9 protein-coding genes and 1 tRNA gene are annotated in these 12,682 nt (G+C 60.0%); 7 read left to right on the plus strand and 3 right to left on the minus strand.

All coding sequences use genetic code 11. The annotated features are described in order from the left end of the window. Positions 1 to 14: 14 nt before the first annotated feature. Positions 15 to 1,244: a multifunctional CCA addition/repair protein gene (locus KGA96_RS00220; RefSeq protein WP_223511205.1), complete on the plus strand. Its 1,230-nt coding sequence runs from the start codon at positions 15 to 17 to the stop codon at positions 1,242 to 1,244. Between the two features lie 81 nt (positions 1,245 to 1,325). On the opposite strand, the gene folK is transcribed toward KGA96_RS00220, so the two are convergent. Together folK and folB are read right to left on the minus strand one after the other, a co-directional pair. Continuing rightward, on the minus strand, positions 1,326 to 1,844 hold the full coding sequence (gene folK, locus KGA96_RS00225) for a 2-amino-4-hydroxy-6-hydroxymethyldihydropteridine diphosphokinase (protein WP_046039471.1): 519 nt from the start codon (positions 1,842 to 1,844) through the stop codon (positions 1,326 to 1,328). Next, a complete protein-coding gene (gene folB / locus KGA96_RS00230) occupies positions 1,835 to 2,191 on the minus strand; it encodes a dihydroneopterin aldolase (protein ID WP_046039469.1) in 357 nt (118 codons plus the stop codon). Before folB ends, folK begins: the two co-directional genes overlap by 10 nt. 74 nt (positions 2,192 to 2,265) lie before the next feature. Here folB and plsY point away from each other — a divergent pair, with 74 nt between their 5' ends. Continuing rightward, positions 2,266 to 2,835, plus strand: a complete 570-nt coding sequence (plsY, locus tag KGA96_RS00235) for a glycerol-3-phosphate 1-O-acyltransferase PlsY (protein ID WP_046039467.1) — start codon at positions 2,266 to 2,268, stop codon at positions 2,833 to 2,835. A 23-nt stretch (positions 2,836 to 2,858) separates the two neighbouring features. Here plsY and tsaD read toward each other — a convergent pair whose 3' ends face one another. Then, the gene (tsaD, locus tag KGA96_RS00240) at positions 2,859 to 3,884 is read right to left on the minus strand and encodes a tRNA (adenosine(37)-N6)-threonylcarbamoyltransferase complex transferase subunit TsaD (protein ID WP_046039465.1); all 1,026 of its coding nucleotides are present in this window, start codon (positions 3,882 to 3,884) and stop codon (positions 2,859 to 2,861) included. A 199-nt stretch (positions 3,885 to 4,083) separates the two neighbouring features. On the opposite strand from tsaD, the gene rpsU reads away from it, so the two are divergent. The 5 genes from rpsU (at position 4,084) to KGA96_RS00265 (ending at position 12,624) form a co-directional block, all read left to right on the plus strand. Continuing rightward, a complete protein-coding gene (gene rpsU / locus KGA96_RS00245; RefSeq protein WP_002551877.1) occupies positions 4,084 to 4,299 on the plus strand; it encodes a 30S ribosomal protein S21 in 216 nt (71 codons plus the stop codon). A 481-nt stretch (positions 4,300 to 4,780) separates the two neighbouring features. After that, positions 4,781 to 6,748, plus strand: a complete 1,968-nt coding sequence (dnaG, locus tag KGA96_RS00250) for a DNA primase (RefSeq protein ID WP_046039464.1) — start codon at positions 4,781 to 4,783, stop codon at positions 6,746 to 6,748. A 67-nt stretch (positions 6,749 to 6,815) separates the two neighbouring features. Next, positions 6,816 to 8,663, plus strand: coding sequence for an RNA polymerase sigma factor RpoD (rpoD, locus tag KGA96_RS00255; RefSeq protein ID WP_046039462.1), 1,848 nt, complete (start codon positions 6,816 to 6,818; stop codon positions 8,661 to 8,663). Between the two features lie 122 nt (positions 8,664 to 8,785). Beyond that, positions 8,786 to 12,532, plus strand: coding sequence for a bifunctional diguanylate cyclase/phosphodiesterase (locus KGA96_RS00260; RefSeq protein ID WP_223465324.1), 3,747 nt, complete (start codon positions 8,786 to 8,788; stop codon positions 12,530 to 12,532). 15 nt (positions 12,533 to 12,547) lie between these two features. Further along, positions 12,548 to 12,624: transfer RNA gene (locus KGA96_RS00265), tRNA-Ile, on the plus strand. The last annotated feature ends 58 nt before the right edge of the window (positions 12,625 to 12,682 follow it).

Raw genomic sequence — 12,682 nt, forward strand, 5'->3', positions numbered from 1 at the left:
AACGGAGGTTTTTTATGCGTATTTATAAAGTCGGCGGCGCGGTACGTGATCGCCTGCTGGGCAAACCGGTTACCGATATCGACTGGGTCGTGGTCGGCGCCACCACCGAAGAAATGCTCGCCAAGGGCTTTCGCCCGGTGGGCGCGGATTTTCCGGTGTTCCTTCATCCAAAAAGCGGTGAGGAATACGCCCTCGCCCGCACCGAGCGCAAAAGCGGGCGCGGTTACGGCGGCTTCACTTTTCACGCCAGCCCTGAAGTCACCCTCGAAGAAGACTTGATCCGTCGCGACCTGACCATCAATGCCATGGCCGAAGACGACCAGCAGAACCTGACCGACCCGTACCACGGCCAGCGCGATCTCGAAGCGCGCCTGCTTCGCCATGTTTCCCCGGCATTTGCCGAAGACCCGCTCCGGGTCCTGCGTGTTGCCCGCTTCGCGGCGCGCTACGCGACGCTGGGTTTTACCGTCGCCCCGGAAACCCTGGCGCTGATGCGCCAACTCAGCGAATCAGGCGAGCTTGAGGCGCTGACCCCGGAGCGCAGCTGGAAGGAAATTTCCCGCGCCCTGATGGAAGATCAGCCACAGGTGTTTGTGGAGGTTTTGCGCGCATGCGGCGCACTCAAGGTACTGATGCCAGAGGTCGACGCGCTGTTTGGCGTACCGCAACCACCCGCCCACCACCCGGAAATCGATACAGGTGCACATACACTGAGCGTGTTGCAGCAAGCGGCGTTGCACAAACAGCCGCTGACCGTGCGCTGGGCGTGCCTGCTGCACGACCTGGGCAAGGGCCTGACGCCAGAGGAAGAATGGCCGCGACACATTGCCCATGAGTTCAAAGGCCTGAAGCTGATCAAAGCGATCAACGAACGCTTCAAGGCGCCGAGAGACTGCCAGGAGCTGGCGTTGCTGGTGGGCGAGTATCACACCCACGGGCATCGTGCCCTTGATCTGAAGCCATCGACATTGCTGGAATTGCTGCAAAGCTTCGACATTTACCGTCGCCCACAGCGGTTCGAGGAGTTCATCGCGGCATGCGAGATGGATGCGCGTGGGCGCAAAGGGCTGGAAGAAAGAAGTTATCCACAGGCGAATTATTTACGCGGAGCGGCAACCGCTGCTCGTAGCGTGGCGGTTCAGCCGTTGCTGGAGAAAGGCTTCAAGGGGCCGGAGTTGGGGGAGGAGATCAAGCGCGAGCGACTAAAAGCCTTGAAAGCCTACAAAGAGACCGCGTCGATCTGAAAAGCTTCGCGAGCAGGCCCGCTCCCACAGACTTACGCTAACCCTGTGGGAGCGAGCCTGCTTGCGAAGACATCAGTAAGGTCACAACAAATCTGAAGGTGTCAGCTGCTCACCGCGCCATTCGAAAGCCACTGGCGCCAACACCTGATCAATCTGTGCTTCAGCCCACAAGGCCGCAAAGCTCTTGCCTGCACCCGGGTGCACGCGATCCGGCGCTATCAACGACAACGGCCACAGAACGAACGCATTTTTCAGAATTTCTGCCCGCGGCAAGATCAAGCCATCGAAGTTGCCCACCAGGTCACCGAACAACAACACGTCGATATCCAGCGGCAAACCTCGGCGATCCGGCGCGTAACGACCGTTATCCGCCTCGATGAACTTCAATCGACGATCAAGCTCCATCAGCGGCAGATCGGTATACGCCGACACCACGAAATTGAAGAACGGCCCGCTCTTGATGCCCACCGACTGGCTTTCGAACACCGCCGAACAGCGGATATCGACAAGGAACGCCGCCAAAGCGTCGAGCCCCGCCCGCAAATGAGCTTCACGCTCGATATTGCTACCGAGCCCGAGGTACACCTGAGTCAGCGACATCCGCGCTCGATCTCCACGCCCACACCGCCGGTGGCAGCCGGGATGGCGCCAGGTTTAGTCAGCTTCAGGCGCATCCAGGTGATCTTGAATTCGCTCATCAGCACTTCAACCAGGCGCTCGGCAAAGGTTTCCACCAACTGGAACTGCGCCTGCTCGGCAAACGCCTGGATGCGCGAGGAAACACTGGCGTAGTCGAGCGCCAGGCTCAGGTCATCACCGGCTGCGGCCGGGCGATTATCCCAGGCGAAGCTCAGATCAAGACGCAAGCACTGTCGGATGCCTCGTTCCCAGTCGTAGGCACCAATCACCGTGTCGACTTCCAGGCCCTCGATAAACACTCTGTCCAAGCACTTCTCTCCGCTACACGACAAGGGCGCAATGCGCCGTTAGAATCAGGGCGTCCTCGCCCGGAATAGTTAGCATGTTTTGGTTATTGGCGATCCTCGCCTACCTGCTCGGCTCTCTGTCCTTTGCCATTTTGCTCAGCCGCCTGACCGGTAACCCCGATCCGCGAATGAGTGGCTCGGGCAATGCCGGTGCCACCAACATGTTGCGCCTGGCCGGCAAGAAACTCGCCATCCTGACCCTGCTCGGCGACCTTTGCAAAGGCCTGCTGCCGGTACTGATTGCGCGTCTTGCGGGCCTTTCGCAGCAGGAACAGGCCTGGATCGGCGTCTATGCCGTCATCGGCCATCTGTTTCCGTTGTACTTTCGCTTTCGCGGCGGCAAGGGTGTCGCCACCGCTGCCGGCATGTTGCTGGGACTCTACCCGCCCGCCGCCCTTCTGGCGGTCTGCACCTGGCTCTTGACGTTCTACCTGACCCGCACCAGCTCCCTGGCCGCCCTCATCGCCACACCGCTGACCCTGCCGCTGCTGGCCTGGCAGGAACCGGCCGCCCTGCTACCCATGAGCACGCTCACCGGGCTGATCGTCTGGCGTCATCGCGGCAATCTACGCGACCTGTTTGCCGGGCGCGAACGGCATTTTTAAAGGGCAGGCATGAGCACCGCTCATCACAGCGCCGACAACTGCTCCATCGGCCAACGCGCCTGCACGCTGATCGCCAGACTTTCCTGCTGACCGGCCTGCAAGCGCTGGCAGCCGGCAAAGGCGATCATCGCGCCGTTATCGGTACAGAACTGCGGACGGGCATAAAACACATCGCCTTTCATGTCGCCGAGCATTTTTTCCAGGGACGTGCGCAACGCCTTGTTGGCACTAACGCCCCCTGCAATCACCAGGCGCTTCATACCGGCGGCTTTCAGGGCACGCTTGCACTTGATGGTCAAAGTCTCCACCACGGCCTGCTGGAACGCCAGCGAGATGTCGCAACGGGCTTGCTCGCTGTCGTCCCCGGCGCTGACGCACTGTTGCCAGGTGTTCAACGCAAAGGTTTTCAGGCCACTGAAGCTGAAATCCAGGCCCGGGCGGTCGCACATCGGACGCGGGAAGACGAAACGCCCTGCAACGCCCTGTTCTGCAATGCGAGCGATTTCCGGTCCGCCCGGATAATTGAGGCCCATCATCTTGGCCGTCTTGTCGAATGCTTCGCCGGCAGCGTCATCCAGGGTCTCGCCCAGGAGTGTGTACTGGCCAATTCCGTCGACCTGAACCAGTTGCGTATGACCACCCGACACCAACAAAGCGACGAACGGAAATTCCGGCGGTTGCGACTCCAGCATCGGCGCCAGCAAATGGCCTTCCATGTGATGCACACCGAGGGCCGGAATACCCCAGGCAAAGGCCAGCGCCTGAGCGCAGGAAGCCCCAACCAGCAAGGCACCGACCAGGCCAGGACCCGCGGTGTAGGCGATCGCATCGATCTCGGTCGGCACGCAGTCGGCCTCGGCCAGCACCTGACGAATCAAGGGCAGCATGCGTTTGACGTGATCGCGTGAAGCCAGTTCCGGCACCACGCCACCATAGGCGCGGTGCAGGTCGATCTGACTGAACAGCGCGTCGGCCAGCAGGCCGCGCTCACTGTCATATAATGCGACACCAGTTTCGTCGCAGGAGGTTTCTAATCCCAGTACTAGCATGGGTTTGCGCCTTGTTTAGGCTGAATTCGAAGGCGCGCATAATAGTCGTCGCGTGATGCCCCGACCAGCGGTTTTCGATCAGAGGCTTTGCATTCCGAGCGATGAGGGGTTAACATCCGCAACCCTTAAAAACCGACGTCTTCAAGTGCTCTTTTGCCGCGAGGATGTTGACCCCGGTAATGAATGAAGGTAGCTCTGGATGCCAGCCGTCAAAGTAAAAGAGAACGAACCCTTCGACGTAGCTCTGCGTCGTTTCAAGCGCTCCTGCGAAAAAGCCGGTGTACTGGCTGAAGTTCGTAGCCGCGAATTTTACGAGAAGCCAACTTCTGAGCGTAAGCGCAAAGCAGCAGCCGCTGTTAAGCGTCACGCCAAGAAAGTTCAGCGCGAACAGCGCCGCGCCGTTCGTCTGTACTAATACACAGACGATCGTAGCAAGCTTCTGCCAAGCCCGGCCCTCAGCCGGGCTTATGGCATTTGCGTAAAACGCTTGATGCTTCACTGTCGAAGCCGCAGACGCGACCGAGACAAATCTGCTTCACCGCGTCAGACCTGGCTCTTTTGCCAGCGGTGCACGTCTTTTCTGACGAGCCTTTCAAGGCTACTGACGAGCACACCCACTGATTCCTCTCACGACGATCAGCCCAAGGCACCTCCTTGCGTGCCAGATGATGAGCTATCCGAGGCCTATGATTGGCCGCAGCGGATTCAGCGCAACACATTCAAACAGTCGAATACTGAATTGGCATTAACGTCAGTGGATTTTCGGCAGATACACTTCCCGACAACGATTACGCAGACGACACTGGTCGAGCCGCACACTTTGCGCGCCTCAAACAACGACCGCGTTCGATCGCAGTACGTTACGGGCTCCTTTCAGCGCAGATGACGAGAACGCCATGGCCGGGCTAATTCCCCAGAGCTTCATTGACGACCTTCTGAACCGCACCGACATCGTCGACGTGGTCAGCTCGCGCCTGCAACTGAAAAAAGCCGGCAAGAACCACACTGCCTGCTGCCCGTTCCACAAGGAAAAGACTCCGTCGTTCAGCGTCAGCCCCGACAAGCAGTTCTATTACTGCTTCGGCTGCGGCGCTGGCGGCAACGCCCTCGGCTTCATCATGGACCACGACAACCTGGATTTCGTCCAGGCTGTCGAAGAACTGGCCAAAGCCGCGGGCATGGAAATCCCCCGCGAAGAAAGCGGCCGCCCGCACAAACCGCGACAGCCGACTGATTCGCCGCTGTATCCGCTACTCAGCGCCGCTGCCGACTTTTATCGCCAGGCCTTGAAAAGCCATCCATCGCGCAAGGCCGCCGTGGAATACCTGAAAGGTCGCGGGTTGACCGGCGAAATCGCCCGGGACTTCGGTCTGGGCTTTGCCCCTCCTGGCTGGGACAACCTGTTCAAGCACTTGAGCAGCGATACCCTGCAACAAAAAGCCATGATCGATGCCGGCCTGTTGATCGAAAACGCCGAAAGCGGTAAACGCTACGACCGCTTCCGCGACCGCGTGATGTTTCCGATCCGCGACAGTCGCGGGCGCGTCATCGCCTTCGGCGGCCGGGTGTTGGGCGACGACAAGCCGAAGTACCTGAACTCCCCGGAAACCCCGGTTTTCCATAAAGGCCAGGAACTCTACGGCCTGTACGAAGCGCGCAAGACCAACCGCAACCTCGACGAGATCATCGTCGTCGAGGGTTACATGGACGTCATTGCCCTGGCCCAGCAAGGCCTGCGCAATGCCGTCGCGACCCTGGGCACCGCCACCAGCGAGGAACACCTCAAGCGGCTGTTTCGCGTCGTGCCCAGCGTTCTATTCTGCTTCGACGGCGACCAGGCCGGCCGCAATGCGGCATGGCGGGCACTGGAGGCGACACTTTCGAGCCTGCAGGACGGTCGTCGCGCACGCTTTCTGTTCCTGCCCGAAGGCGAAGACCCGGACACCCTGGTCCGCTCCGAAGGCACCGATGCCTTCCGCGCACGGATCAACCAGCACGCACAGCCTCTGGCCGATTACTTCTTCCAGCAACTGACGGAGGAAGCCGACCCGCGCTCGCTTGAGGGTAAGGCCCATATGGCCACCCTCGCTGCGCCGTTGATCGACAAAGTCCCGGGCGCCAACCTGCGCATATTGATGCGTCAACGCCTGAGCGAAATCACCGGTCTGAGCGGTGAAGCGGTGAGTCAGCTGGCACAAAGCGCCCCGCAAGAAGCGCCGCCGGCCTACGACCCTGGCATCGATTACGACGCGATGCCCGACTACAGCGACTATCATCAGCCGCAGGCACAGGAAATGTATGTGCCGCAGCAGGAATGGACCCCGAAGAAACCCGGTGCAGGAGGCAAGAAATGGGACAAGAAACCGTGGGACAAGAATGGTAAACGGGGCGGTGATCGTGATCAACCCCGCGCGCCACGAGTGCCCGCCGCCGTAGAACCGCCGACCCTCGCCGCCTTGCGCACGTTGCTGCATCACCCGCAACTGGCCGAAAAAGTCGAGGATGCCGGGCACTTCGCCGCCGAGGATCACACCAACACGCAATTGCTGGTGGCGCTGCTCGAAGCCGTGCAGAAGAATCCCAAGCTAAACTCAATTCAACTGATTGCGCGTTGGCACGGCACAGAACAAGGCCGTTTGCTCAAGGCCCTGGCGGAAAAGGAATGGCTGATTGATGGAGATAACCTTGAACAACAGTTTTTCGACACCATTACTAGCTTGTCAGCCCGCCAACGCGAGCGAAACCTGGAACAACTTCTGCGAAAAGCGCGTCAAAGCGAATTGACCAGCGAAGAGAAAAATCAACTGCGCGACCTCTTGAGTCGCAATGTTTCCGCATCAAACCCGACCTCAACTGGCGCGTGAGGTCATAGCTCAGGTATAATCCTCGGCTTGTTTTTTGCCCGCCAAGACCTTCAGTGGATAGGGTGTTATGTCCGGAAAAGCGCAACAGCAGTCTCGTATCAAAGAGTTGATCACACTTGGTCGTGAGCAGGGCTACCTGACTTACGCGGAGGTCAACGACCACCTGCCGGAGGATATTTCAGATCCGGAACAGGTGGAAGACATCATCCGCATGATCAATGACATGGGGATCAACGTATTCGAGGTTGCGCCAGATAAGGATTCCCTTATGCTGGCCGACGCCGATACCGACGAAGCCGCAGCCGAAGAGGCCGCTGCAGCGTTGGCTGCGGTCGAGACCGACATTGGTCGTACTACCGACCCGGTGCGCATGTACATGCGCGAAATGGGTACGGTGGAGCTCCTCACGCGTGAAGGCGAAATCGAAATCGCCAAACGTATTGAAGAGGGCATCCGTGAGGTGATGAGCGCAATCGCGCACTTCCCCGGCACGGTTGATCATATTCTCTCCGAGTACACCCGCGTCACCACCGAAGGTGGTCGCCTGTCCGACGTCCTGAGCGGTTATATCGACCCGGACGATGGCATCGCGCCGCCTGCGGCAGAAGTGCCGCCACCGGTTGACGCGAAAGCCGTCAAGGCGGATGACGATTCCGACGACGAAGACGGCGAAGCCTCGGATGACGAGGAAGAAGCCGAAAGCGGTCCGGATCCGATCATCGCTGCACAGCGCTTTGGCGCTGTGGCCGATCAGATGGAAATCACCCGCAAGGCGCTGAAAAAGCACGGTCGCAACAACAAGGCAACGATTGCCGAGCTGTTGGCCCTGGCCGGACTGTTCATGCCGATCAAACTGGTGCCGAAGCAATTCGAAGGCCTGGTCGAGCGTGTTCGCAGTGCCCTGGATCGCCTGCGTCAGCAAGAGCGCGCAATCATGCAGCTCTGCGTTCGTGATGCACGCATGCCGCGTGCCGACTTCCTGCGCCAGTTCCCGGGCAACGAAGTCGACGAAAGCTGGAGTGATGCCCTGGCCAAAGGCAAAGGCAAATATGCTGAAGCCATTGGTCGTCTGCAGCCGGACATCATCCGTTGCCAGCAGAAGCTGACCGCGCTGCAAACCGAAACCGGCTTGACCATCGCCGAGATCAAGGACATCAACCGTCGCATGTCGATCGGCGAGGCCAAGGCCCGCCGCGCGAAGAAAGAGATGGTTGAAGCCAACTTGCGTCTGGTGATCTCCATCGCCAAGAAGTACACCAACCGTGGCCTGCAATTCCTCGATCTGATCCAGGAAGGCAACATCGGCTTGATGAAAGCGGTAGACAAGTTCGAATACCGTCGCGGCTACAAGTTCTCGACCTATGCCACCTGGTGGATCCGTCAGGCGATCACTCGCTCGATCGCCGACCAGGCCCGCACCATCCGTATTCCGGTGCACATGATCGAGACGATCAACAAGCTCAACCGCATTTCCCGCCAGATGTTGCAGGAAATGGGTCGCGAACCGACCCCGGAAGAGCTGGGCGAACGCATGGAAATGCCTGAGGACAAGATCCGCAAGGTATTGAAGATCGCTAAAGAGCCGATCTCCATGGAAACCCCGATCGGTGATGACGAAGACTCCCATCTGGGTGACTTCATCGAAGACTCGACCATGCAGTCGCCAATCGATGTTGCAACCGTTGAGAGCCTTAAAGAAGCGACTCGCGAAGTGCTGTCCGGCCTCACTGCCCGTGAAGCCAAGGTACTGCGCATGCGCTTCGGTATCGACATGAATACCGACCACACCCTCGAAGAGGTTGGTAAGCAGTTCGACGTGACCCGTGAGCGGATTCGTCAGATCGAAGCCAAGGCGCTGCGCAAGCTGCGCCACCCGACGAGAAGCGAGCATCTGCGCTCCTTCCTCGACGAGTGATCACAGAACCCCCGGCCCAGGCCGGGGGTTTTGCTTTGCACAGATTAAATCTCCCCGCTTCCCCCCTCCTCCCTGTAGCCGTCTACACTCGAAACATTCCCCCGAGCCATAACGAGACCGTTATGCCCAGACTGCCGACCGTGCTTTTTTTGCTGTCGCTGATGACCTGGACCGCAACGGCTGGCGCGCTGACTCTCACTGACGATGAACGTAGCTGGCTGGCGGCTCACCCGGAATTGCGCCTGGGTGTCGATGCGTCGTGGCCGCCCTTCGAGTTTCGTGACGATGGGGGCCGCTACCAGGGCCTTGCCGCGGATTACATCGAGGTCATCCGCAAAAGGCTGGCAACCCGGCTCACGCCCATCGAGCCGGTGAGCTGGACCGCCGTCCTGGAACAAGCCAAAAAGGGCAAACTGGACCTGCTGCCGGGCATCATGTCGACCCCTGAACGCCAGAAATACCTGTCGTTCACTCGCCCCTATCTGGATTTTCCGATTGTCATCCTGGCCCATGTCGGGGGCCCCCAGCCACATAACCTGAAAGACCTGTACGGCCTGAAAATCGCCGTGGTGGAAAACTACGCCCCCCACGAACTGCTGCGCAGCCACCATCCCGACTTGAACCTGGTGGCGGTGCCCAACGTTAGCTCGGCGCTACAGGCGCTGGCCACCGACGAAGTGGACGCCGTGGTGGGCGATCTGGCTTCCAGCGTCTGGGGACTGCGCCAGCTCAAGCTCGATGGGTTGTATGTCAGCGGTGAAACCCCCTATCGCTATCAACTGGCCATGGCTGTACCCCGCGACAACAAGATGCTGGTCGGCATTCTCGACAAAGTCCTGGCGGACATGAGCCCCGCTGAAATCAGCGCCATTCAGGAGCATTGGGTCGGCAACGTCCTCGATCATCGAACTTTCTGGAATGACCTGCTGGTGTATGGCCTGCCCGGATTGCTGCTGCTGACTACCGTGCTGGCGGTGGTTATCCGCATCAACCGCCGCTTGAGCTCGGAAATCGCTCGCCGGGTCAACCTTGAACAGGAACTGCGCAGCAGCGAATACCACTACCGCGGCCTGGTGGAGAGCCTGTCAGCCATCGCCTGGGAAGCAAAAGTCACCGACTTCACCTACAGCTATGTATCGCCCCATGCCGAAGACCTTCTCGGTTATCCCCTGTCCCACTGGCTGATTCCGGGCTTCTGGCGCAACATCATTCACCCCGCCGACCTGACCCGCGCCCAGACCTTCTGCGATCACGAAGTGCTGGCCGGGCGCGATCACCGCCTCGATTACCGGGTGATCACCGCCGACGGCCGCTGTCTGTGGGTGCGCGATATCGTCAGCCTGATCGAACACGGGCATGAGCCGGTGCTGCGCGGGTTGATGATCGATATCACCGACGCCAAGCGCACCGAGGAAGCGCTACGCCTGTCGGAACAGAAATTCGCTTCCGTGTTCCAGCAATGCCCGGACATGCTGGTGATTGCGCGCCTGAGCGACGGCTGCCTGCTGGAAGTCAACGAAGCGTTCGAAGAACAGATCGGCCTCAAGGCCGAGGACGTCATTGGCCAGACCGCCACCAACCTGAACATCTGGGGGATTCCCGGTGTTGGGCCGGGCCTGTTGCAACGCTTGCAGGCCGGCAGCATCCGCAACCTGGAAATGCCCTTTCGTCGCAGCAACGGCCAGGTGTTTACCGGCCTGATCTCCGCCGAACCGTTTAACCTCGACATGACACCTGCGCTGGTGGTCGTGGTGCGGGACATCACCCAGCTCAAGGAAACCCAGCAACAGCTGCAAACGTCCGAAGAAAAGTTCGCCAAGGCCTTCCACGCTTCCCCCGACGGATTGCTGCTGTCGCGGCAAAGCGATGGCTTGCTGCTGGAGGTCAACGACGGTTTCAGCCGCATCACCGGCTTCAACAGCGCCATGTCGGTGGATCGTTCGGCGCTGGACCTGGGGATCTGGGTCAACCTCAATGAACGCAAGCAAATGCTCGACCTGCTGCACCGGGACGGTTTTGTCCGCGACTTCAGCTGCCATATCCGCCGCAGCGACGGGCAGATCCGCCTCTGCGAAGTGTCCAGCCGTCCGCTGCCGATTGGCGATGAAGACTGCATGCTGACCATCGCCCGGGATATCACCGATCGGCACCTGATGCAGGAAAAACTGCAACAGGCCGCCACCGTGTTCGAAAGCACCGCCGAAGGCGTATTGATCACCGATACCCAACAGCACATCAGCGCGGTCAACCGTGCGTTCACCGAAATCACCGGTTACAGCGAAAGCGAAGCCTTGGGCCACACGCCGCGCCTGCTCGCCTCGGGCCTGCATGACAGCGCGTTCTACGCGGCCATGTGGCACCAATTGACCGCCGAAGGCCACTGGCAAGGCGAGATCTCCAACCGGCGCAAGAATGGCGAGCTGTACCCGAGCTGGCTGACCATCAGTGCCGTGCGCAACCGGGAGAAGTTCATCACCCACTTTGTCGCGGTGTTCGCCGACATTTCCAGCCTCAAGCACGCGCAGGCCAAACTCGACTACCAGGCGCACCACGACCCGCTGACCGGCCTGCCGAACCGCACGCTGTTCGAAAGCCGCCTGCTGACCGCGCTCAACAGCCAGCAGGAAAACGGCGGCCAGGGCGCAGTGCTGTTCCTCGACCTCGACCGCTTCAAGCACATCAACGACAGCCTCGGCCACCCGGTCGGCGACCTTCTGCTCAAGGGCATTGCCGTGCGCCTCAAGGAGCAGTTGCGTGACATCGACACCGTGGCGCGCCTGGGAGGTGACGAGTTCATTATCCTGCTGCCGGGCCTGCAACAATCCAGCGATGCCGACCACATCGCCAATAAACTGCTCAACTGTTTCGCCGCGCCGTTCCAGGCCGGCGAACACGAGTTTTTCATCAGCGCCAGCATCGGCACCAGCCTCTATCCGAAGGATGGCTGCGACGTTGCCACACTGATCAAGAACGCCGACGCCGCGATGTACCGCTCCAAGGCCAAGGGCCGCAACCGTGTCGAAAGCTACACCCGCGACCTCACCGCCCAAGCCAGCGAGCGCGTGGCACTGGAACACGAACTGCGCCGCGCCATCGAACGCAACGAGTTGCACCTGTGCTACCAACCGAAAATCAGCCTCGAAGACTACAGTCTGGTCGGCGCCGAAGCCCTGATCCGCTGGCACCACCCGACTTTTGGCGACGTGCCGCGGGAACACTTCATCCCGCTGGCCGAAGAAAACGGCATGATCCTGCAAATCGGCGACTGGGTCCTGGAAACCGCCTGCCGGCAGATGGCCGAATGGCACAGGCTGTACGAAAGTCCCGGCCCGCTGTCGGTCAACCTGGCCGGCGCCCAACTGCGCCAACCCAACCTGGTGGGCCGCATAGAACAGTTGCTCAAGGACAACGGCCTCAACCCCGGCTTCCTGCAACTGGAAATCACCGAAAACTTCATCATGAGCCAGGCAGAGGAGGCGCTGGCGGTGCTGCATCAACTCAAACAACTGGGCGTGCAACTGGCCATCGATGACTTCGGCACCGGCTATTCGTCCTTGAGTTACCTCAAGCGCCTGCCGCTGGACATCCTCAAGATCGACCAGTCCTTCGTCCGCGGCCTGCCCGACGACCCCCACGATGCGGCCATCGTACGCGCCATCATCGCCCTCGGACGCAGCATGCAATTCACCGTGATTGCCGAAGGGGTCGAGACCCAGGCGCAACAACAATTCCTCGCCGCCGAGGGCTGTGAACAAATCCAGGGCTACATCGTCAGCCTGCCCCTCCCCCCCGACGAATTCGCCGCGACGTTTCTTCGTACAGCCGTAAAGGCTTTTTCGGATAGCACAGTCGCAAAACCGTCGCTATAATCCGCGACCTACTGAGGGCCTATAGCTCAGTTGGTTAGAGCAGAGGACTCATAATCCTTTGGTCCACGGTTCAAGTCCGTGTGGGCCCACCAAACAAGAAAGCCGCGCAATGCGCGGCTTTTGCGTATCTGAATTGCCCGAAACCGTAGA

The organism is Pseudomonas sp. GL-R-26, assembly GCF_019947365.1.
Classification (GTDB): domain Bacteria; phylum Pseudomonadota; class Gammaproteobacteria; order Pseudomonadales; family Pseudomonadaceae; genus Aquipseudomonas.

Bases quoted from the DNA above. Each gene is read 5' to 3' on its own strand.
- tsaD (WP_046039465.1), bottom strand. From the start codon at position 3,884: ATGCTAGTACTGGGATTAGAAACCTCCTGCGACGAAACTGGTGTCGCA.
- KGA96_RS00260 (WP_223465324.1), top strand. From the start codon at position 8,786: ATGCCCAGACTGCCGACCGTGCTTTTTTTGCTGTCGCTGATGACCTGG.
- rpsU (WP_002551877.1), top strand. From the start codon at position 4,084: ATGCCAGCCGTCAAAGTAAAAGAGAACGAACCCTTCGACGTAGCTCTG.
- KGA96_RS00220 (WP_223511205.1), top strand. From the start codon at position 15: ATGCGTATTTATAAAGTCGGCGGCGCGGTACGTGATCGCCTGCTGGGC.
- folK (WP_046039471.1), bottom strand. From the start codon at position 1,844: ATGTCGCTGACTCAGGTGTACCTCGGGCTCGGTAGCAATATCGAGCGT.
- plsY (WP_046039467.1), top strand. From the start codon at position 2,266: ATGTTTTGGTTATTGGCGATCCTCGCCTACCTGCTCGGCTCTCTGTCC.
- dnaG (WP_046039464.1), top strand. From the start codon at position 4,781: ATGGCCGGGCTAATTCCCCAGAGCTTCATTGACGACCTTCTGAACCGC.
- rpoD (WP_046039462.1), top strand. From the start codon at position 6,816: ATGTCCGGAAAAGCGCAACAGCAGTCTCGTATCAAAGAGTTGATCACA.